Below are 20,150 nucleotides of genomic sequence, written 5' to 3'. Positions count from 1 at the left end.
AACAAGCTGGCGCTGTATTCGCGTCAGCTTGTTGACGATTCCGGCAGTTTAGTTGTTAAGACTGCCAATGAATAGGAGGCTCGGTGCAGACGTGAATGGTTCTTTCCTAAGCAAGCGAAAGCTCGCCGGCCTAGTTGTCGGTGCAATTTTGCTTCTAATTAGTATGTTATGCAGTGTATTGTATGGTCTTCATCAATTCAGCTTGAAAGATCTATGGCTGGCTTACAGTCAATTCAATGGTTCCAACGAACATCTTATTCTGACGAAGGTTCGTGTTCCCCGAACCCTGATTGCGGCACTGGTGGGGGCAAGTTTAGCAGTAGCCGGGGCGATTATGCAGGTTCTGACAAGAAATCCGCTGGCTTCGCCCTCCGTCTTCGGTGTAAATGCGGGCGCTGTGCTATTTATTGTCATCGGGCTACTCGTATTCGGTTCCTCGTTAACGATGAGCGGCATGGTCTGGCTTGCTTTCGCAGGTGCGGTTGCAACATCGGTGGTCGTCTATACGCTTGGATTGCAAGGAGGCGGTTTCGAGCCGGTAAAGCTGACCTTGGCCGGCGCTTGTATGGCAGCTTTCGCTTCCTCAATTACATCCGGCATTATTCTAATTAATAAGCAATCGTTGGAATCTGCCCTATTCTGGATGATCGGCTCTGTAGAAGGAAGAAATCTGGAGCATTTATTGATGGTTCTGCCTTATATGGCAATAGGAATGACGATCTCACTATTACTCTCGGGCTCGTTAAATATTATGGCGATTGGAGACGATAGCGCGAAGAGCTTGGGACAGCGTCTAACGCTGGTCCGCGTGCTGTCTGCTACGGCAATTGTACTATTGGCGGGAAGCTCGGTAGCAGCAGCTGGTCCGATTGCTTTCATAGGACTTATTGTCCCTCACTTATGCAGATACATCGTTGGGCATGATTTTAGATGGCTGCTTCCTTATACCGCATTAGTTGGGGCGATTCTTTTGGTGACTGCGGATTTAGCATCGCGCTTTATTCTGGAATCCAGAGAAGTTCCGGTTGGTGTCGCAACGGCGATTATCGGCGTTCCCTTTCTGATCCATGTGGCTAGGAGGAAACAGCATGCTTAAAGCGCGTATAGCGAAGCATTCATTCTTGTTGTTTTTAGGTTTAACTTGTCTCGTTGCTGCCTTGTCACTCCTTAGTTTATCCGTTGGGGGAGTTAGCGTACCATTAAAAGAGGTACTTGCTTCTCTTACGGGGCGAAACGCAGAAGCCAGCAACCTGATCATTATGCAGTTCCGTTTGCCTCGAATAGCAGCCGCTATACTCATTGGCGCAGCATTGGCTGTAGCGGGTGCGCTATTACAGGGCGTCATTCGCAATCCTCTCGCTTCGCCCGATCTGCTGGGTATAACAGGAGGGGCATCGGTAGCTGTGGTTGCCTTCATGACTTTCGTGACCGGCTACAGTATCCACTGGGTACCGTTCATTGCCATCGGCGGCGCGTTGGTTGCGACAACAATTAATTATGTATTTGCCTGGAAAAAAGGCGTGTCGCCGTTTCGGCTGGTGCTGATCGGCATTGGCATTTCTACGGCAATGGGCGCGCTCACAACGTTTCTGCTAATTAGCGGGCCGGCTTATTTGGCCGCACAAGTGCTGAATTGGATGACGGGAAGCATCTACGGCACCAATTGGAGTTATATTGAAGTGCTGTGGCCGTGGGTAGCGGTATTCATTCCATTATCGCTACTGCTCGCGAAGGAATTAAATGTGCAATCCTTAGGTGAGGATGTCGCTCGCGGGCTTGGAAGCAGGCTTCAGTTAAGCCGAATGATTCTCTTATTTTATAGCGTTGCCCTTGCCGGTGCTGCAGTTGGCGTAGCCGGGACGATATCGTTCATCGGATTGATGGCACCGCATATCGCCAGAATGCTGGTTGGAAATTCTTACAAGCTGATCATCCCGGTATCCGCATTAATAGGTGCAATCATTCTACTGTTGGCGGATTTGGCAGGAAGAATGCTTTTTCAACCGCTAGATGTTCCGGCAGGCGTGTTCACAGCAGGCATTGGAGCTCCTTTTTTCATGTATCTGCTGTTTAAGCGCAAGAAGATTTAGATCTTCTTTCAAAAGGATGAGAAACAGAGGGAGGCAAAGAATGGGTCAGAAATTGGAGCTTTTTGACGTAACTATAATCGGTGGAGGACCGGCGGGGTTGTATGCTGCCTTTTACAGCGGAATGCGCGACATGAAGACGAAACTGATTGAAGCGAGAGAGGAACTCGGAGGAAGGACATTAATGTATCCGGAGAAGATCGTCTGGGATGTCGGCGGCATGGCCCCCGTTCGCGCAGCACAGCTGACAAAGCTCATGATCCAGCAAGCTCAAACTTTTGATCCGACCATTGTACTGGGTCAACAAATTACCGGGTTGGAGAGATTGGTTGATGGCACGATGCGTATAACATCTGCGACCGGAGAGCAGCATTGGAGCCGGACGCTGATTTTGGCCATAGGCCATGGTGCGCTAAAGCTTGCTAAGCTTAACCTGCCCGGAGCGGAAAATTACGAAAAGGATAATCTCCATTATAACGTTATGGATGTGGCAAGCTTTCGCGGTAAAAGAGTGCTAATCTCCGGAGGCGGTGATTCAGCTGTCGATTGGGCTAATGAACTAGTAGGAATCGCTTCATCGGTTACGCTCGTGCACAGGCGGGAACGATTCAGTGGTATGGAACGGAATGTGAGGCGGATGAAGGCATCGAGCGTTCAAGTTCTTACGCCATATGCCATTAAGGATTTATATGGGAATGGCAATCGCCTTGATGCTGTTTCAATCGCTCCATTAAATGCGGAGGGGGAATGGACGGATGAAACAGAACAGGAGCGTCTTGCGGTGGATGCCGTCCTAATTAATCATGGGCTACGCGGGGATTTAGGTCCTATTGTAGATTGGGGGTTAGTGAGAGAGGATTGGAATTTTAATGCGGACGAGAAGCTGGCAACCAATCTTCCAGGAGTGTTCGTGGCTGGAGATACGGCAAATTACGGTAGCAAGCTTTATCTTATTGCCGGAGCTTTTACGGATGCAGCGTTAGCCGTGAACAGCGCCAAGTTGTATATCGAGCCGGATGCGTCAACAAGAGCGCAGGTCTCCTCACATAACAGTAAGTTTGATGAGAAGAACAGGGCGTTAGAGCTTGTAGAGGAACGACGCTGAAGGGATGACTTACAAACGATGTAAATTCATTAATAGTTTTGGAAAGTTTATCTATGTTTGAAGCAGAATTTCAGCTACTATTGTTAAAGGATAGAACAGTAACTGTTCCTACACTAATGCACATAATTAATAAGACGGTACACTATCTCCCTTATAGTTTAGTGATGCTGAATCTGCTTATGTCTATGGATCTCTACCTATCTATCCTTCTAATTTATGATCGGAGATGGTATAGATGAACTCATTGAAAAATAAAATTGCAATCGTTACTGGAGCAAGCAGATCCACAGGAATCGGAACAGCCATATGCCGTTCACTTGCAAGCCAGGGGGCAGATATTTTCTTTACGCATTGGCATCCTTTTGATGAAACGGAAGGGAATGGTGGAGAAAAGGAATGGCCGGAGCAACTTTGTGCAGAACTGAAAAGCTTGGGAGTCAGGGCGAGTCACATGGAAGCAGATTTTTCCAATCCTGAAATCTCAATAAAGATTATGGATCAGGTAGAACAAACTTTAGGAAATGCTTCCATTTTGATTAACAATGCAGCTTATTGCGTGCCCACGAATTATCAGAACCTGAGCATCACTTCGTTAGATCAACACTATGTAGTGAACAATCGTGGCACGGTTTTACTCAGTACTGAATTTGCCAGAAGATTCGAAAAGAATCATTCAAAGGGGACTCCAGGTAGAATTATTTTTATGGTTTCTAAAGGGCCTGACCCTGATAATCTGGCTTATATATTGACAAAGGGTGCATTAATTGGATTAATTGAACCTCTTTCTGTTGGTTTAGCTCCGCTACATATCACAGTTAATGGTTTTGATCCGGGTCCTACGGATTCCGGGTGGATAACGAATGAGATGAAAACTAATTTTTTGCCTATGTTTCCAATGGGAAGAATCGGGTTGCCTGAAGATGCAGCTAGAGGCATTAGTTTCTTAGCGAGTGATGATTCGCAGTGGATTACGGGGCAAGTGATAAAGTCTGAAGGTGGATTTCTAGGAAAATAAAGACATGAGTATTTCATCCTGGCTACCGATTGAACGGTAGCCTTTTTTAGTTAGTGGGCAGACTATCGCTACAAAACATGGAAATTGATGATATAATATCCAAACTCAATAATTTAGATATGAAGGGAGAAGCCCAGCATGATTACTCTCAGAAAGATCACACTAGAAAACCGACGTGCTATTTTCAATTTGGAGGTTTCAGACGATCAACGTCGCTTCGTAGCGTCCAATTTATCAAGCATGGCTTCGTGTTATGTCCTTGTAACCAATGGTGGTCATCCATTTCCGTTTGCGATTTACGAGGATGAAGAGCCGGTTGGTTTTGTGATGATGACTTATGGTATTACTGGATATGAAGTGCCATCCTTTGTAAATGATAGCTATTGTATCTTGCGACTAATGATTGATAAACGATACCAGAATCAGGGCTACGGCCGAGAAGCCATGACAAGAATTTTAGAATTTATCCGCACTTTACCGGCAGGCCCCGCACAATATTGCTGGATTTCTTATAAGGCTGATAACTTGTCCGCTAAAAGGCTCTATGAAAGCTTCGGTTTCCGTGACAGCGGCGAAATTATTGAAGAAGAGCTAACAACCGTATTGCGACTTTGATTTGCTTTTTACTTGGAGATTTCGAACCGTTTTGTGAAATCATCGTTACTTTGAAGCAGTATCAAATCACAATTCACGTATCGGAGATGGAACTGGCTCCCATGTATTGATCGATGTCTCATAGCAATGAGAGAAACTGCTACTCGAAAATGCTAGTAACGGTTTATACTAATTATCTATATTCCAACAATTCAATTACATTGCCAAACGGATCTACAATGGCGCTATAGATGCCTGGAGGACACTCGCGAGGTTCATCGTATAGCACTTTGATACCAAGCAGCTTATATTGCTGAATAGAAGCGACTAGGTCCTCGACTTGGAGTCCAATTACAACTTGTGATTCTCTTGGATACTGAACTTGAGTATTGAGCTCCACTTGACAGAGTACAATCGGGATAGGTTCGTGCTTCAAGCTAATAAGGCAATCATCATATTGGGTGGAGATTTCGAATCCTAATTTATTACAATAGAAATCAATGGCTACAGTCATATCTGCTATGTTAATAGAAATAACACTGATATTAGGCATACAATTATTCCTCCAATAGGTTAGAATACGTGCACAAACAAGGGATAGGATCATTTATTGACAGCACAATATTCCTTGACCTGCCTCTAACTTGCTCTTAAGACTTGAAAGCATCTGTGCCCAAGCCTGCTCATGCCAGCTTCTAGCGGTTTGTGAGGGTTCAGATTCTGTCCATCCCGAATGACATATCGTAACAAGTGTACCATCGGAAAGAGCTTTCAATTTCACCTCCCTTCATTCAATTCGACTAATACTTCTGGTGCAAACCATTCCGATAGACGATCCGCTTCAGTCCATGCCTTCCATACCAATTCTAAATTACTGTTAACGACGATTTGTGATACTAGACTCATCTGGTCACCTCTTATCAGGAAGATTACTGTCAATTTGATTAAGTATATGTGATTAATCAGCTTGTAAAGTCTTCTAGTTTGCTCGCTCTCGGTTAAATTTCTCAAACAATAACAGCGGCAAATTAACGACGATTGGTGGATCATGCGGGAGAGGATCTCTTAAGAGGATGTGTACGTGCAACTTCGTTGTAATATTCACTTCAACAGGTTCATCAAATTTCCCTCGCAAACATGTATCTAACTTAAAATAGTCAACAGGATTACGACTCCATGGAATACCTGCTGCAAGTATGTAATACGTACCAGGTGAGATATCAGTAAATATGCATTCGCGATTGCGCATATTGAGCGCAGTACCGACGATGGGTTTCTGATCGGGAATGGGGCGTGGAAATAAACCTACAAATAATAGACCGCGAAAATCCGGTGGTGTCTCTAGTTGACAGTGAATGCACATTTGTGGTGAGGATGGCAATGTATCAGATGTTAAGGGTGTGTGTTCATATTGATTCATATGGGAGAATAACTCAAACGAAGTGGCTGCAAACTTCTTAGGTGATAGGCCGACGAATTGCTTGAACCGATGATGGAAGGAGCCGGCACTTCGGAAGCCTATCGAGAGCATAATCTTCGTTAGCAACGAAGGTTGTTTCAGCAGCGCTTGTTTACCAGATTCTATCCGCAAGGCGGACAAGTATTGGCGTGGTGAAATTCCCGTTACCTTCTTAAATATTCTAGTGAAGTGATAGGCGCTATAACCGACTAGATGAGCGAGTTGCTCTGAAGTTACTTCTTCATCAAGATGCTCCTTCATGTATTGAATAGCTAGCTCCGTCGCGTGGATATAGCTATGATGTGGTAGATGAGTAGGCTCTACGTTAACCATCTCCTTCATTATCATAGGGGGTTCATAGTGTGTAATATTAATAAAACCTATATATGTAGTATTTTAGGTTTTATTTGAACGCAGTACAATGCTTAGTTGAAATATGTAATAAGGAAAGCTCGAGGTGTGAAATGGACAGAGTAGCGAATATAAGAACTGAAGAGAAGAGATATCATGACTTGTGTTACGATAGTTATAATTTGTTCGAGCCAGGTTCCTGGCTACATAGACCCGTAAAAACGGTAATCGATCTATTAGAAGAATACAGAGATCAAGAATACTTAAGTGTATTAGATTTAGGAGCTGGGATTGGTAGGAATAGTATCCCCATAGCGGAATCCATGAAAAATAGAAATGGGAAGGTAGTTTGTGTTGATTTATTGGAGTCGGCCATAGAAAAATTGGAAGGTTATAGTCGAAAATTTGGAGTCGAACCATTTATTGTAACAAGACTATCTGACATTGAATATTTCATTATCGATCAAGAGGAATATGACATTATCTTAGCTGTATCTGCCTTGGAACATATAAGTTCGGAAAAAGCTCTGGAAAGTAAACTTAACGAAATGATTATTGGAACTAAAAGAAATGGAATCAATTGCATTATTATCGGATCGAACATACAAGAGGTAAACCTTGAAAATGGACAAGAACTAGACCCGATGTTTGAAGTGAATATACCTACAGAAAGAATGATTGATTTATTAGTTCAGCAGTACACTGGATGGGAAGTTAAACAACGATTTGTAAAACAAATAGAATATGAAATTGATAGAAAAGGCCACCCCGTAAAACTGACAACAGATTGTATAACCTTTGTTGCTAAAAAAATATAATAAACACTAGGAGATTGTTATGCCTTTCACTTTTGCTCATCCTATTTTTGCACTTCCTTTTAAATATGTGAACCCAAAATACTTTAGTGCTACCGGCTTGATTCTAGGAAGTATGTCACCTGATTTTGAATATTTTATTATGCTTGAGCCCCATCAAAGTATAGGGCATTCTATAACAGGATTATTTTTACAGGCAATTCCCCTATGTGTGATTATTGCACTAATTTTCCATTTTATAGTTAAGGAGATATTAATATTGCATCTTCCTTCGAACTATAATATAGATCAACGAGCGTACAATACCTTGAGCAAGTGGAGATTGACCTCTAAGGGCTGGGTAGTGTTCATCATATCTGTGATTATTGGTTTCTTTACTCACGTGTTCATCGATGGTTTTACACATTTCAATGGTTACTTTGTAGAACAATTTCCCCCATTAAGGGATATAGTGATTTATAATTTCACTCTTTATAAAATATTGCAGCATTCGTTTTCTATATTCGGATTACTCATGGTAACTTGGATCATAGTTAGGTCGTTGTATCGACATCGAGAAACGGTAACAATGATACCAACAGTTACAACAATACAAAAAAATATTTTCTGGACATCAGTAGTTGTTGTAGCGATAGCAGTAACTAGTATGAAGTTACTTTTTAGTTCGAGCAGGAATATAATTGGTATTCTTGTGGTTTCGCCTATTACAGGGGGATGTTTAGGAATATTGCTTGTATCGATCGTAATAAGAGGTTTACAAAAGACAAAATAATCATAATTCGATTCGTTAAATAAATTACGAGTAAGAATATCATCGCATCATTAAAGCATCCATTGGATGTTTTTTGAAATAATAGAATTTGTAAAATTTTGAGACTGCGGAGAAATGTGAAACAAATTCAATGGATGGTCCTATATTCAACTGTTGGCCATGGGGAGCCCTGTTTTTTATTAAGCACACGCCTCTTTGGTATGTAGAACGGACCGAGTGGATCTTATATCCTCCGAAATGCATGTTTTAGTCGAGCTTACGGACAAATGTAAGCGAAAAACCGAATACAATGTGCCGCCGGTAACGTAAACGATCTAAATGTATGCGAAAAATCGAATACAATGTGCCGCCGGTAACGTAAACGAGCCAAATGTAAGCGAAAAACCGAATACAATGTGCCGCCGGTAACGTAACGAGCTAAATGTATGCGAAAAACCGAATACAATGTGCCGCCGGTAACGTAAACGAGCCAAATGTATGCGAAAAACCAAATACAATGTGCCGCCGGTAACGTAAACGAGCCAGCGCCGTTATTCGCCCTGATTCACCCGGAATGGGCTTGTTATTAGGGAATAAGTGCAATATGGCCCGTCCCTAATATATGTGCTTATTTCATCGAAATAAAGGCTATACGGTTAGTAAGCGGAACCTCACACGGATACGAGTATGGAATTACGGATGTACTCAGCTTGTAACTTTACCTCCAAGGACGCCGTCAGGTGCTTTTTTTTATTATTTGAAAAATGGTTGAGAAATACATAGTTAATAAGGGGAACTTTACTTATAATATTACTTTAGCGTATTTTTCCAGTACGCTGTCTTTTAAGCAACACTAGGCTGAAAGGAAGTTATCCCTTGTTTGAGACTTTGCTTTTGAATTTCTTGTTTTTATTGTTTCCAATCTTAATTTTTCTACTTTTCTTTGAGAATCGTGCTTTTGCTTATAATAGTAAGATTCTAGTTCTACTGTCGGCAGTGACCATGTGTCTCTGTATAGCCAAACCTTTTAAACTCGATATGGGCTTTATTTTTGATTTGAGATATGTTCCGTTTATTATTGTAGCTCTTTTTGGTGGATACAAGAACGTTCTACCGCTATATATCCTTTTAAATATCTATCGATTCTATGTGGGGGGAGAGGGTACGTTACAATCCTTTCTTTTCGCCACTTCAATCCTAATCCTGGTCCCTCTATATAGTAAAAGGTTCTTAAAACTAGATTCGAAAAGTCGCATCATCGCGGCAACAATAATTTCTTTTCTGACGATGGGATTTTACCTAATTATATTAGGTTTTACACAGGGGAGTTTAAATAGGGAATATTGGTTTCTCACCTTAAATGCCTTTACGACGCATGTCGGGGTAATGTGTATCAATATGATCTTAATAGAAAAGATTATTACTAATATTAAGAATCGCGACCGAATTATGCAATCTGAAAGATTAAATGTCGTGAGCGAGCTAGCGGCAAGTGTATCACATGAAATCAGAAACCCGCTTACAGTGACCAGCGGTTTTTTGCAGCTGTTGAATAAATCGAAGACGATCACAAGGGAGGAGAAACAGTACGTAGAGTTATCTCTATTAGAATTACAGAGGGCTGAAAAAATCGTGAGTGACTATCTTTCATTTGCTAAGCCGCAATCCGATAATATGGTTTATTCCAACATGCAGGAGGAGGCAGAATATACTAAGAATATCATCATGCCTTATGCCACTATGCACAAAGTAGAGGTCAAATTTAATTTTAATAATTCGCTATTCAAAAATTATGATCGGAACCAAATACAGCAATGTCTTATTAATCTATATAAAAACGGAATCGAAGCCATGAAGGAAAAGGACGGTGGTACGCTGTTCATCGATATTTCGGAAAAAAAACAAAATATTATTATCAGTATTCGCGATACTGGCATTGGAATGACAAAGGAAGAAATATCGCGTCTCGGTAAACCGTATTATTCGACCAAAGCTGAAGGCACGGGACTGGGGATGCTTATGGTCTACAGTACCATTGATAAAGTGAAAGGCATTGTTGAAGTTGATAGTGAAAAAGGCAAAGGCACAACGTTCATTATCACCATTCCAACATAAGGGCAAGTTGCAGAGTGTCTCGTTTGCTGTTTATCCCCCACTAGGAGTGTGTAATACCTTTCATGAATGGATTTCGTGTCATAAGGGAAACGACCCTGTGCGAAGTCCCATCTGGAGGTGCAGCAATGGAGATATTTGTAACTATAGGTGTCAAACTGATCATTAGTTTCTTTGGTTTGTGGATCATTACCTTTATTACTGGCCGCAAGACGCTTAGTCAATTGACGCCTCTCGATTTCCTGTCATCATTGATTTTAAGTGAGATTGTAGGGAATACGATATATGATAATGAGGTGAAGATCTGGCATCTGCTGTTTGCGCTTTTCATCTGGACCGCTTTGTCTTATTTGTTTGAAAAGGCAACGACCCATTTTGTGAAGTTCGGGAACATGGCGGAAGGCCGGACGGTGTTGCTTATTGACGATGGCAAAGTGAATCAGGATTTGATGGAGAAATACGATATTGAGTTTACCCAACTGCTGTTTATGCTGCGGCAGCAAAATATTTTTTCTCTAAGTGAAGTGAAGTATGCTCTGCTCGAAACGAATGGCTCACTGTCGATTATGCGCAAGTCTGAAGAGGAGCAATCGGAGCAGTCTTCCTCTTTTTCCATTACAGTTATTGATAAAGGTAGGCTGCTGGAAGATTCGATGCGTGGCAGACCGATGAATAAGATACAGATCCAGGAATGGATCAGGGAGCATGGCTATCAATGCGTTGAGGACATTGCTTATGCTGAATACAAGGAAGACGGATCACTCTATATCATACCTAAAAACAAACCATAAACCTTGTTAATAGTAATATATTTTAATGGAGGTACATCTTTATGGGGATTTCTTTATGTAAAGCAGACGTAAGTGATGCGGAATTTATTCATCAAATGCAAGTCAAAGCCTTTATGCCATTACTTGAGAAATATAAGGATTATGAAACCAGCCCAGCCAATGAATCCGTAGAAAAAATGATAAACCGAATTAATCAGTCTTTTACAGATTATTTTATGATTAAGAATTCTGATATTGTTGTGGGCGGTGTCCGAATCGTTAAAAAGGAAAACAACACTTACCGTGTCAGCCCCATATTTATTATGCCAGAATACCAGGGGATGGGGATCGCCCAGCAGGTTTTTGCAATCATTGAACAGAGATATAATGACGCGAAAAAATGGGAGCTGGATAGTATTGAGCAAGAGCAGAGGAACTGCTATTTATATGAAAAGGTAGGATATAAACGAACAGAAGAAACAAAGCGAATAAACAATAAATTAACTTTAGTATTTTATGAAAAATATATGGATTAAAATTTAGACAGCGGACAGCTCGTGTCCACTGTCTTTTTTGATTAAAATTAATAAACTCTAATACGCTTCACAAATAACGATAAAATTAATCCGATAACTGCAATTGCTGCGATAAATAAGTATGCATGTGTAATTCCTGCGGTTAAAATTTCAGGCTGTGCAGCAGTTGGATGTGTATTAGCGAATCGTGTTTGTCCGCTAGACATTAGTGTAACAGCGAACGTTGTACCAAGAGCACCTGCGATTTGTTGAAGTGTGTTCATAACAGCTGCCCCATCCGGATAGTATTTCACGGGTAACTGATTTAAGCCATTGGTTTGAGCGGGCATAATGACCATAGCTAATCCGATAAACATAGCGCAGTGTATTAAAATAAAGGTCAGGTTACTGGTTTCAGTAGAATTGCTTGTAAATAGAAAACCTGCAATGGTTGCGATGGAGAATCCAAGCGGCAGCAATAATTTCGGACCGAATTTATCAAATATTCTACCCGTAACTGGAGCCATAGCTCCGTTAATCACACTGCCTGGAAGGAGTAGAATTCCTGCAGCTGTAGCTGATAACAATAAACCTCCTTTTAAATATAACGGTAATAAAATAGCAGAGGATAAGATGATCATCATTCCTAAAAAGACCATTATTAGACCTATTGTAAACATAGGATATTTAAACACTCGTAAATTTAGCATCGGCGTTTCCAACTTAAACTGTCTAAATACAAACAGGATTAAGCTGATGACACCAACGATAAGAGGCAGATAGACAATGATTTCACTTAAAGCATGATCAGCGATGTTGCTAAATCCAAATACGATGCCACCAAATCCGAAAGTAGAAAGTAGAATGGATAAAATATCTATTTTAGGTTTAGAGATTTTGGCTACATTTTTGATAAATGTTAATCCGAATCCAAATGTAAATAATAATAAAGGTAAACTTGTCCAAAAGATAAACTCCCAGCCCAAATGATCCACGATCAAACCAGACAAAGTTGGCCCGATGGCCGGTGCACACATAATAACAAGTCCCATCATCCCCATGACAGTTCCACGTTTATGTGCAGGGAAAATTATTAGAATAATGTTCGTCATTAGGGGCAGCAATAAACCAGTTCCCAAGGCTTGCACTAAACGCGCAATTAATAAGGAGGTGAAATTGGGGGAGAGGGCAGCAATTAAAGTACCAATGATAGATAATAACAAGGATGCTGTGAATAATTGTCTAGTGGTAAACCATTGCATTAATAGGGCGGATATCGGAACGAGGATACCTAGTACAAGTAAATATCCTGTGGTTAGCCATTGAACCGTTGAGGCGTTGATTGAAAATTCATCCATTAAGTTGGTAAAAGCCATATTTAAGGCGGTTTCACTAAATAGTCCGACGAATGCTCCTAGCATAAGGGAGAAGGCCATTAGGGCGGGACGTTTAACTTGAACAGCTGCTGTTGATTCCATGATAGGGATAAACCTCTTTTCAGAAATGGATTCGTATTATTTTTGAAGAATAGATGATATGTCAACTATAGAGCAGAGGATATGCATTTATGCCTCTCTTACATTATTCTGCACACGAGTTAACAAAGTTGTTAGCGCTGAGTACTCCGCAGGAGAGAATCCTGTCGCTATAATTTCGTTTAATTTGATCGTCACCTCATTGATTGTAGTCTCTAATTTCCTGCCTTCGTCTGTGACAAAAACATTTACCGAACGACGGTCTTGCGTACTTGGTACTTTATGAATGTACCCCTTGTTCTCTAAGCTAGCGATCATTCGGGCAACACTGGCTTTATCTTTCCCAAGTTTATTAGCAATCTCGTTCTGAGATAGACCTTCTTTCTCAAGCAACAAAGCCATAAGTAAATGTTGTTCAGGCGCAAGCCGAACGGGTGTAAGCAATTTTGTTAAATAATTGGCTATTTCTAAGTGTAAATCTCGAATCACTAACCCTAGCGGGTCTTTGGAATCCATATGATCTCTCCTAATTAGAAAAATAGATGATATATCAACGTTTATGATTTGTTTATATTAACATAAAGTAACATATGCATGTCAAGTCAAAGAGAAATCAAGTACATAGGGTTAACAAAATTTATAGTAGAATTATAGACTTTGGTACAAGCGTGAGGACCTCTTCCACAATATATTGTTGTAAATACAGTGTAGGAGGGAAAATCATGAAGCAAAGAATATCTTCAATAAGAAGAGTCAAAAGTTCTTTGAGTAAAGGAATAAAAACGAAACGTAGTCCCGTAACGAAAAGAGTAGGGAAGTCAAGGATTCATATTAGACAAGCTAACGCATTTGAATTGCAAGTTTTTAGATTAGTCAACGAAGAACGGACGAGTAGAGGAATCGCTGCCTTAACTCTAAATACGCGGCTAACTGATCTTGCGGTTTTGAAATCAAGAGATATGAGGGATAATAACTATTTTAGTCATACCTCTCCAACTTATGGCACCCCCTCTCAAATGCTAGATCGATTTGGAGTGGAGTGGCGTGCTTATGCAGAAAATATCGCGGCGGGCCAAGCAACACCTGAAGCAGTAATGAGAACGTGGATGAATAGTACTGGTCATAGAGCTAATATTTTGGATCCTCGCTTTACGGATATTGGGGTTGGTTATGTAGGGGGAACTGCAACTAGTCAATATCAACATTATTGGACACAACTGTTTATTCAGAAACCATAAGAGATCACAGTGAAGCCACTCTATAATGAAATACGCCTCTGATTGTGTGTCTAACCATTGAGGTGAAGTTCATTTACGGGGTGGTTTGTTTTGTGTTTTTGAACTGCTTTACAGAAACCTTTCTGGAAGAATGTCGTCTAACAAGATATGGAATTTTTAGGAGGGGAACTATGCGTAAAAAATGGATACTTATAGGCGTCTTGCTGCTTATGGCAATCACTCCATTGATTGATGTCACAAAGGTACAAGCCGCAAAAGTATTGTTTGACGGAACTAGTAGTGCGGAGCAACTAAAAGCACTAGCTTCGATTAATAAAATTCGGCAACAAATGGGGTTGGAGGAAGTGAAACTTGATCCTGCCCTCGTTAAGGCGGCGATTAATCATGCTCGCTACGCTAATGCTAATTTTACAATAAAGTCTGAAGGCGATTTATCTATAGAAGTGAAAGGTCGTGAGTTCTTTACCCAACAAACGCCTAAAGAGAGAGTGTTAACGTCGGGTTTAAGCGGAGAAGTACCGGAGATTATGGAAACCGTATATATGAAAGAGCGGGCCTATGATGAATTTGATATGGCTTCAGAGATTAACGAGCTAGCAGTTATGCATGATCGCAGGGAAGTGATGCTGACCCCGGCAGTTGCTTCTATTGGCATTGCACGAGTGGGTAAGTCTACCGTGATTGTTGGTGCTGTGAAGTCAGAAGGCGTAATGACTACACCAGCGACTGCGAGCGTATTTCCTTATGATGGAATGACGCGAGTGTGGTCAGGCAACATTTACAAAATGAATGCACAGCAGTTAATTCAAGGAGAAGCTACAACACTTACGGTCTTTAGTAGTCTACGGGATGTAGCGGACATAAAGGCTAAACTAAGCACACAGGCAGGCAACCGCCACATTAGTATCCCGCTTAGTGTGAAGAAACTCAATTCTGGTTACGGGTATGTATTAACAGCGCAGCGTCAGTTGAGGGGGGATCGGGAATATACCGCGGAGGTTTCATTTCAATCTGGTGGCGAAACGCTAGTGAAAAAATGGACCTTTAAGACAAGCCCATTCCTGTATCAGTTGAACATTGATGATATGCCACTTCTATCAGCACCGCCGCTAAACATTGTGAATGGTATTTCAGAAGTGCCCATGCGTTATCTCTTTGAGTTATTTGGAGCCAGGGTAGAATGGAACAAGGCAACTCGCACGATTACCGCTGAAAAAAATGGACTTTCTCTGAAGATGACCATCGACGATCATACAGCCTACATTAATGGACAAGCTGTGCAGATGAATAGCCCACCTCATCTATACGGTTACGCGACCTATGTTCCTCTCCGATTTATATCCGAAACGTTCGGATATGATGTAGAATACGATCCGATCGAACGTTCGGTGGACATTTGGACAGGTCTTTTATGAATATAAATAATCTATTTTTCCACATACTATATTGTAATTATAGATACTTCAATGACCCCAAGAGAAATTGGAGCAAGCTCGTTAGAACCCTTCAGCATCATGAACTTCTCTTAGTGACTGGAGGGAAGGGCAGCTTTATGATGGAGCGAAAACGACATTCGTTTAAAGCTGGTATGTTATTCTATATTTCTCCAGATGTTAAGCATTCAATAGAGATAGATGCTGAAGATCCCTTATGCTTTCTGTCCGTTCATTTCAACTATGCGAAGGTGAGCATGAACGAGGAGAACTGGGGAATTAGTGGTGATGTGGATTCACTCCATTTGCAAGCTGTATCCGAGTTGAAGGATTATTATCAAGTGGAAGATATCTTCGGACAAATGATTCAGAGCTGGAATACTAAGCTGCCAGGGTATGAATTTGTAGCGAAGACTTTGTTACAGCAGCTTATCATTGCAATTGCTCAAAATACACAAAAACAAAGTCAAAATTACTCCACTTCATTAAAGGTGGAAAAAATTATTAATTACATGCATCAAAAGATCAATGAGAAAGTTAGCTTGAGCGAATTGTCAGATTTGGTACAGCTTTCACCTGCTTATTTATCGAGAGCATTCAAAGAGATTACAGGTTATTCGATCATTGAGTTTTTTAATAAAATGAAAATTGATAAAGCGAAAGAGCTGATTCTTGAAGGGGATATAAAAATCAAAGCGGTTGCGCAAACCCTTGGATTTACGGATGAATTTTATTTCAGCAGAATTTTTAAAAGAATGACAGGCATCAGCCCTTCGGAATTTCAGAGCAAAAATGTCCATGGAGTTTAGAATAATGCATGGTATAGAGCCAATCTGACTGTTAATATGAGGTTGTTATTGTTAGCAGAAAGAAGGCTTTTTTATGTCCATGTGGAAAAGGAATTTGATCGTTTGCTGGTTTGGTATGTTTGTAACGGGTGTAGGTATGAGCCAGATTGCGCCAGTATTGCCACTTTACATTAAGCATCTTGGTGTAGACAATGCCGATTCCGTTGCTCAGTTTTCTGGCATTGCTTTTGGGATTACCTTTATCGTTTCAGCCATATTTTCACCCATTTGGGGGCTGGCGGCAGACAGGTTCGGACGGAAACCAATGCTTTTGCGGGCAAGTCTTGGGATGGCGATTGTGATCAGCTGTATGGGGTTTGCGCCTAATGTGTATGTATTAATTGCACTAAGATTATTACAGGGTACAATAACGGGTTATAGTACAGCTTGTACTACATTAATCGCGACTCAGACGGATAAGGAACATGCAGGATATGCTTTAGGAACTCTTTCAACAGCCAGTATTGCTGGAGCTTTACTTGGCCCAACGATTGGTGGTTTCATTGCAGAGAGCATGGGTTTACAAAGTTCATTTTTTGTTACGGGTGGACTGATGCTGGTTGCCTTCATTACTACCGCTTTGTTCGTGAAGGAATCTTTTCATCGTGAAGATAAAAAGACGCTAAGTATCAAGGAGGTCTGGAGCAGTGTTCCAGAGAAGAGCCTAACGCTAACCTTGTTTGTAACCTTCTTTATTCTAACTGTTGCTTTATACTCTGTAGAACCAATTATTACGGTATATGTTACTCAGCTCTCCAAGAGTGCTAGTCATGTGGCTCTGCTTGCAGGGATGACCTTCTCAGCTTCAGGGCTGGCTAACATCATTGCTGCTCCAAGGCTTGGCAAGTTGTCTGACCGAATAGGTGCTCAAAAAGTTATACTAGTTGCGCTTATAGCGGCAGGACTTCTGTTTATCCCACAAGCGTTTGTTCAGAATCCTTGGCAGTTAATGGGTCTGCGTTTTCTACTAGGATTAGCGGCAGGTGGGTTAATACCTTCTGTGAATATCCTCGTTAAGAAAATAACACCAGATGCGCTTACAGGAAGAGTATTTGGATTTAACATGTCGGCAGGTTATCTTGGCACATTTGCGGGTTCGGTTCTAGGTGGGCAAGTGGCAGCCTGGTTTGGGATCCGAGATGTATTCTTTATTACGAGTGTTTTGCTATTGATAAATGCAGGCTGGGTTTATTTTAAAGTGTATAAAAAACTAAGCTTAAATGGGAGAGAAGACAATGGAAGACTTAAAGAGATCAGAAACTGAATGTATTGATGCAAAGAAAACGGCGCTGGTTGTAATCGACTTGCAAAATGGAATTGTTAACATGCCTAATAAGGCTCCACATACAGGTGAGCAGGTGGTTCAGAAGGGCAGCAGTTTAGTTCAAGCCTTCACGGAAAAGGGGGCGTTTGTAGTACTTGTAAGAGTATCCTCGTTAGATGGACAGGATATGTTAAGACCTCAAACAGATTTGAAGATGAATGCAGGATCCATTCCAGAAGGTTGGGATACCTTGGTACCTGAATTATCTGACTTCAAAAACGCACATGTGATATCTAAACGTCAGTGGGGGGCATTCTTCGGAACGGATCTTGATTTGCAGCTACGGCGTCGTGGTATAGATACAATTGTCTTGTGTGGTATTTCTACATCCATAGGTGTGGATACGACAGCTAGAGAAGCTTATCAGCTTGGTTACAACCAAGTTTTTGTGGAAGATGCAATGACTGCTTCTACGAAAGAAGAGCATGACTATGTGTGTAAAACCATTTTCCCTAGGATCGGCAAGATTCGGTCGAGTGGTGAAGTAATATCCCTGTTAAAATAGGATGAAAAGCCCTCATGCTCTCTGGAATCCCAGAGAGCATGAGGGCTTTTGTTTGAAATCATGTACTTACATGAAGATAAGGAGTAGTATCCCAGCCAAGAAGCAGTAATAAGAGAAGTACTTCAAATTACCTTTAGCCATAATCCCCATAAACCAGCGCATAGAAAAATACGTAACGACTAGTGTAGTAATAAATGCAATTAAGTATGGAATTGCTAGTTGCGCTCGGTTCGGGTCACTGGCAATATCAGATGCACCCATAACAAGTCCGCCCAGACTGATTGGAATATACAGCATAAAAGAAAAGCGTAAAGCAGTTTCTTGCTTCATTCCCACAGCAATGGAAGAGATGACCGTTGCGCCTGAGCGACTTATCCCAGGAATAAGAGCTACAGCTTGGGCAAGTCCGACTATGACTGCATCCTTCGCTTTTAAATCCCCATCTTGTTTACGACCGCGAAGATTACGAATTAACCATAAAGCAACCCCGGTTACAAGCAAGGCGATGGACACGGTGTGTACTGACGAGAAGATCTCCTCAATTTGATCCTTAAAGAACAAGGCTACGATAACCGCAGGCATGGTGCCAATGATAATGTACAAAGAGAACATAAAATCTGACTTATATTCCTCTTTGCGGGTCAGAATAAATTGAACGAATCCAGTGATCAATCTTCCGATATCTTTGCGGAAAATAAAGCAAATCGCAATTAGAGAAGCCGTATTTGTTAGGATTTCAAAGGATAGCCCATTCTGTTTTAAGCCTAGCAATTTCTGTGCGATGATCAAATGGCCGCTCGAGGAAACGGGGATTGGCTCAGTTGCCCCTTGAACAAACCCTAGAAACAAGTATTTAAGCCACAGTATAATATCTTCCATTTTTCCTCCCAGTATTTTTGTAATCTTTTTAATCATATCTCATTCAATGAAGAAATGACAATAGAACCATCGTGCCATATCGAAGTTCATCGCCTTAAATGAGGGGTTGACTGAACCAGTTATAATATTCTTGAATGGCTTCTTCACTAACCGAGCCTATCGCGAAAGTAAACTAAATGAGGTGGAACTATTTGTAGTTCATTAATTAAAATTCATCGGCAGGACATTCCGAAAGCCGCCAGCGTTCTGGCAGAAGCCTTCGCAAAGGATGATCCATTGTATCAGCATATTTTGCCTGATGAAACAACCAGACTCCGCGTATTAAACATTTTTTTTCATCGTTATATTGAGATGTTGTATCCTTATTCGGATTTACTAACGACGTCAACAAATTATGAAGCTGTCGCTTTGGTGTTCCATTCGGAGCGTCAGAGCGGGACATTGATTTCGAACGTCAACTATATGAAACAAATTGGGCTGGCGATTCTCAAGTGTTTACCGATTTGCCGAATCATTGGTGTACGAGGATTTATTCGAGGACTAACTATTTTGCGCAGTATGAGCTCCTTATGGTTATCGATGTTTGGTGATCGGAAGTATATGCATTTGGATATGCTTGTAGTGCAAGAACGTTACCGTGGGCAAGGATATGTATCAAAGATTATGATGCCGCTGCTCGCCGAGTGCCGCGAGAAGAATGCATTATGCACCTTAGAGACACAGACGCAAAGTAATCTTCCTATCTATGAGCATTATCAATTCCGCACGGTTAAGGTTATCCCCTTACCCAATAGTACATTAGAGCAGTATTGCATGGCGTATTCTCCAAGCGTTACTCAGTAGTTATTAAAACGGGGCGTCCCATTCAGCCATT

General features: G+C 41.3%; 22 protein-coding genes. 16 read left to right on the top strand and 6 right to left on the bottom strand.

From position 1 onward, the window contains the following. The first annotated feature begins 91 nt into the window (after nucleotides 1-91). From MKY99_RS19950 to MKY99_RS19930, 5 genes are all read left to right on the top strand, one after another. Nucleotides 92-1,096 carry an iron ABC transporter permease gene (locus MKY99_RS19950; RefSeq protein ID WP_339242430.1) on the top strand — a complete coding sequence of 335 codons (1,005 nt, stop codon included), beginning with the start codon at nucleotides 92-94 and terminating at the stop codon, nucleotides 1,094-1,096. Continuing rightward, complete coding sequence (locus MKY99_RS19945) at nucleotides 1,089-2,090, top strand: iron ABC transporter permease (protein WP_339265947.1); 1,002 nt, start codon at nucleotides 1,089-1,091, stop codon at nucleotides 2,088-2,090. Before MKY99_RS19950 ends, MKY99_RS19945 begins: the two co-directional genes overlap by 8 nt. A 40-nt stretch (nucleotides 2,091-2,130) precedes the next feature. Beyond that, the gene (locus MKY99_RS19940) at nucleotides 2,131-3,192 is read left to right on the top strand and encodes an NAD(P)/FAD-dependent oxidoreductase (protein WP_339265945.1); all 1,062 of its coding nucleotides are present in this window, start codon (nucleotides 2,131-2,133) and stop codon (nucleotides 3,190-3,192) included. Nucleotides 3,193-3,427: 235 nt separating this feature from the next. Further along, entirely contained in the window at nucleotides 3,428-4,207 is a 780-nt protein-coding gene (locus tag MKY99_RS19935; RefSeq protein ID WP_339265943.1) for an SDR family oxidoreductase, read from the top strand. Nucleotides 4,208-4,345: 138 nt separating this feature from the next. Next, on the top strand, nucleotides 4,346-4,822 hold the full coding sequence (locus MKY99_RS19930; protein ID WP_339265942.1) for a GNAT family N-acetyltransferase: 477 nt from the start codon (nucleotides 4,346-4,348) through the stop codon (nucleotides 4,820-4,822). Nucleotides 4,823-4,994: 172 nt separating this feature from the next. On the opposite strand, the gene MKY99_RS19925 is transcribed toward MKY99_RS19930, so the two are convergent. The 3 genes from MKY99_RS19925 to MKY99_RS19915 form a co-directional block, all read right to left on the bottom strand. Then, complete coding sequence (locus tag MKY99_RS19925) at nucleotides 4,995-5,354, bottom strand: VOC family protein (protein ID WP_042189812.1); 360 nt, start codon at nucleotides 5,352-5,354, stop codon at nucleotides 4,995-4,997. Between the two features lie 224 nt (nucleotides 5,355-5,578). After that, on the bottom strand, nucleotides 5,579-5,707 hold the full coding sequence (locus MKY99_RS19920) for an SRPBCC domain-containing protein (protein WP_339265939.1): 129 nt from the start codon (nucleotides 5,705-5,707) through the stop codon (nucleotides 5,579-5,581). Between the two features lie 73 nt (nucleotides 5,708-5,780). Continuing rightward, a complete protein-coding gene (locus MKY99_RS19915; RefSeq protein ID WP_339265937.1) occupies nucleotides 5,781-6,602 on the bottom strand; it encodes an AraC family transcriptional regulator in 822 nt (273 codons plus the stop codon). A 122-nt stretch (nucleotides 6,603-6,724) separates the two neighbouring features. Here MKY99_RS19915 and MKY99_RS19910 point away from each other — a divergent pair, with 122 nt between their 5' ends. From MKY99_RS19910 to MKY99_RS19890, 5 genes are all read left to right on the top strand, one after another. Further along, entirely contained in the window at nucleotides 6,725-7,429 is a 705-nt protein-coding gene (locus tag MKY99_RS19910; RefSeq protein ID WP_042189810.1) for a class I SAM-dependent methyltransferase, read from the top strand. 19 nt (nucleotides 7,430-7,448) lie between these two features. Continuing rightward, nucleotides 7,449-8,198: a DUF4184 family protein gene (locus tag MKY99_RS19905; RefSeq protein ID WP_339265935.1), complete on the top strand. Its 750-nt coding sequence runs from the start codon at nucleotides 7,449-7,451 to the stop codon at nucleotides 8,196-8,198. A gap of 1,377 nt (nucleotides 8,199-9,575) precedes the next feature. Continuing rightward, nucleotides 9,576-10,292 (top strand): ATP-binding protein, encoded by a 717-nt coding sequence (locus tag MKY99_RS19900; RefSeq protein WP_339265933.1) that lies wholly within the window; start codon nucleotides 9,576-9,578, stop codon nucleotides 10,290-10,292. A 125-nt stretch (nucleotides 10,293-10,417) separates the two neighbouring features. Then, complete coding sequence (locus MKY99_RS19895) at nucleotides 10,418-11,080, top strand: YetF domain-containing protein (protein WP_042189803.1); 663 nt, start codon at nucleotides 10,418-10,420, stop codon at nucleotides 11,078-11,080. A 41-nt stretch (nucleotides 11,081-11,121) separates the two neighbouring features. Continuing rightward, nucleotides 11,122-11,595, top strand: a complete 474-nt coding sequence (locus MKY99_RS19890; protein WP_339265932.1) for a GNAT family N-acetyltransferase — start codon at nucleotides 11,122-11,124, stop codon at nucleotides 11,593-11,595. 47 nt (nucleotides 11,596-11,642) lie between these two features. On the opposite strand, the gene MKY99_RS19885 is transcribed toward MKY99_RS19890, so the two are convergent. Next, nucleotides 11,643-13,052, bottom strand: coding sequence for an MDR family MFS transporter (locus tag MKY99_RS19885; protein ID WP_339265930.1), 1,410 nt, complete (start codon nucleotides 13,050-13,052; stop codon nucleotides 11,643-11,645). Nucleotides 13,053-13,139: 87 nt separating this feature from the next. Continuing rightward, nucleotides 13,140-13,565 (bottom strand): MarR family transcriptional regulator, encoded by a 426-nt coding sequence (locus MKY99_RS19880; protein WP_339265928.1) that lies wholly within the window; start codon nucleotides 13,563-13,565, stop codon nucleotides 13,140-13,142. 206 nt (nucleotides 13,566-13,771) lie between these two features. On the opposite strand from MKY99_RS19880, the gene MKY99_RS19875 reads away from it, so the two are divergent. The 5 genes from MKY99_RS19875 to MKY99_RS19855 all read left to right on the top strand — a co-directional run bounded on the left by MKY99_RS19875 (nucleotide 13,772) and on the right by MKY99_RS19855 (nucleotide 18,397). Then, nucleotides 13,772-14,287: a CAP domain-containing protein gene (locus MKY99_RS19875; protein ID WP_188114664.1), complete on the top strand. Its 516-nt coding sequence runs from the start codon at nucleotides 13,772-13,774 to the stop codon at nucleotides 14,285-14,287. Nucleotides 14,288-14,457: 170 nt separating this feature from the next. Beyond that, nucleotides 14,458-15,702: a stalk domain-containing protein gene (locus MKY99_RS19870; protein WP_339265925.1), complete on the top strand. Its 1,245-nt coding sequence runs from the start codon at nucleotides 14,458-14,460 to the stop codon at nucleotides 15,700-15,702. Then, nucleotides 15,699-16,529, top strand: coding sequence for an AraC family transcriptional regulator (locus tag MKY99_RS19865; protein WP_042189794.1), 831 nt, complete (start codon nucleotides 15,699-15,701; stop codon nucleotides 16,527-16,529). Before MKY99_RS19870 ends, MKY99_RS19865 begins: the two co-directional genes overlap by 4 nt. A 73-nt stretch (nucleotides 16,530-16,602) precedes the next feature. After that, nucleotides 16,603-17,832, top strand: coding sequence for a multidrug efflux MFS transporter (locus MKY99_RS19860; protein ID WP_042189792.1), 1,230 nt, complete (start codon nucleotides 16,603-16,605; stop codon nucleotides 17,830-17,832). Next, complete coding sequence (locus tag MKY99_RS19855) at nucleotides 17,804-18,397, top strand: hydrolase (protein WP_339265923.1); 594 nt, start codon at nucleotides 17,804-17,806, stop codon at nucleotides 18,395-18,397. The genes MKY99_RS19860 and MKY99_RS19855 overlap by 29 nt, the downstream gene beginning before the upstream one ends. A 66-nt stretch (nucleotides 18,398-18,463) precedes the next feature. Here MKY99_RS19855 and MKY99_RS19850 read toward each other — a convergent pair whose 3' ends face one another. Beyond that, nucleotides 18,464-19,276: an undecaprenyl-diphosphate phosphatase gene (locus tag MKY99_RS19850; RefSeq protein ID WP_339265921.1), complete on the bottom strand. Its 813-nt coding sequence runs from the start codon at nucleotides 19,274-19,276 to the stop codon at nucleotides 18,464-18,466. Between the two features lie 276 nt (nucleotides 19,277-19,552). On the opposite strand from MKY99_RS19850, the gene MKY99_RS19845 reads away from it, so the two are divergent. Beyond that, complete coding sequence (locus MKY99_RS19845) at nucleotides 19,553-20,119, top strand: GNAT family N-acetyltransferase (RefSeq protein WP_339265919.1); 567 nt, start codon at nucleotides 19,553-19,555, stop codon at nucleotides 20,117-20,119. Nucleotides 20,120-20,150 lie beyond the last annotated feature (31 nt).

The organism is Paenibacillus sp. FSL R5-0470 (assembly GCF_037975205.1).
GTDB lineage: Bacteria > Bacillota > Bacilli > Paenibacillales > Paenibacillaceae > Paenibacillus_AQ.
Note: the sequence above shows the minus strand (reverse complement) of the source record. Positions and strands in the feature narration are given on the sequence as shown.

Bases quoted from the DNA above. Each gene is read 5' to 3' on its own strand.
- MKY99_RS19945 (WP_339265947.1), top strand. From the start codon at position 1,089: ATGCTTAAAGCGCGTATAGCGAAGCATTCATTCTTGTTGTTTTTAGGT.
- MKY99_RS19940 (WP_339265945.1), top strand. From the start codon at position 2,131: ATGGGTCAGAAATTGGAGCTTTTTGACGTAACTATAATCGGTGGAGGA.
- MKY99_RS19935 (WP_339265943.1), top strand. From the start codon at position 3,428: ATGAACTCATTGAAAAATAAAATTGCAATCGTTACTGGAGCAAGCAGA.
- MKY99_RS19930 (WP_339265942.1), top strand. From the start codon at position 4,346: ATGATTACTCTCAGAAAGATCACACTAGAAAACCGACGTGCTATTTTC.
- MKY99_RS19925 (WP_042189812.1), bottom strand. From the start codon at position 5,354: ATGCCTAATATCAGTGTTATTTCTATTAACATAGCAGATATGACTGTA.
- MKY99_RS19920 (WP_339265939.1), bottom strand. From the start codon at position 5,707: ATGAGTCTAGTATCACAAATCGTCGTTAACAGTAATTTAGAATTGGTA.
- MKY99_RS19915 (WP_339265937.1), bottom strand. From the start codon at position 6,602: ATGAAGGAGATGGTTAACGTAGAGCCTACTCATCTACCACATCATAGC.
- MKY99_RS19910 (WP_042189810.1), top strand. From the start codon at position 6,725: ATGGACAGAGTAGCGAATATAAGAACTGAAGAGAAGAGATATCATGAC.
- MKY99_RS19905 (WP_339265935.1), top strand. From the start codon at position 7,449: ATGCCTTTCACTTTTGCTCATCCTATTTTTGCACTTCCTTTTAAATAT.
- MKY99_RS19900 (WP_339265933.1), top strand. From the start codon at position 9,576: ATGATCTTAATAGAAAAGATTATTACTAATATTAAGAATCGCGACCGA.
- MKY99_RS19895 (WP_042189803.1), top strand. From the start codon at position 10,418: ATGGAGATATTTGTAACTATAGGTGTCAAACTGATCATTAGTTTCTTT.
- MKY99_RS19890 (WP_339265932.1), top strand. From the start codon at position 11,122: ATGGGGATTTCTTTATGTAAAGCAGACGTAAGTGATGCGGAATTTATT.
- MKY99_RS19885 (WP_339265930.1), bottom strand. From the start codon at position 13,052: ATGGAATCAACAGCAGCTGTTCAAGTTAAACGTCCCGCCCTAATGGCC.
- MKY99_RS19880 (WP_339265928.1), bottom strand. From the start codon at position 13,565: ATGGATTCCAAAGACCCGCTAGGGTTAGTGATTCGAGATTTACACTTA.
- MKY99_RS19875 (WP_188114664.1), top strand. From the start codon at position 13,772: ATGAAGCAAAGAATATCTTCAATAAGAAGAGTCAAAAGTTCTTTGAGT.
- MKY99_RS19870 (WP_339265925.1), top strand. From the start codon at position 14,458: ATGCGTAAAAAATGGATACTTATAGGCGTCTTGCTGCTTATGGCAATC.
- MKY99_RS19865 (WP_042189794.1), top strand. From the start codon at position 15,699: ATGAATATAAATAATCTATTTTTCCACATACTATATTGTAATTATAGA.
- MKY99_RS19860 (WP_042189792.1), top strand. From the start codon at position 16,603: ATGTCCATGTGGAAAAGGAATTTGATCGTTTGCTGGTTTGGTATGTTT.
- MKY99_RS19855 (WP_339265923.1), top strand. From the start codon at position 17,804: ATGGAAGACTTAAAGAGATCAGAAACTGAATGTATTGATGCAAAGAAA.
- MKY99_RS19850 (WP_339265921.1), bottom strand. From the start codon at position 19,276: ATGGAAGATATTATACTGTGGCTTAAATACTTGTTTCTAGGGTTTGTT.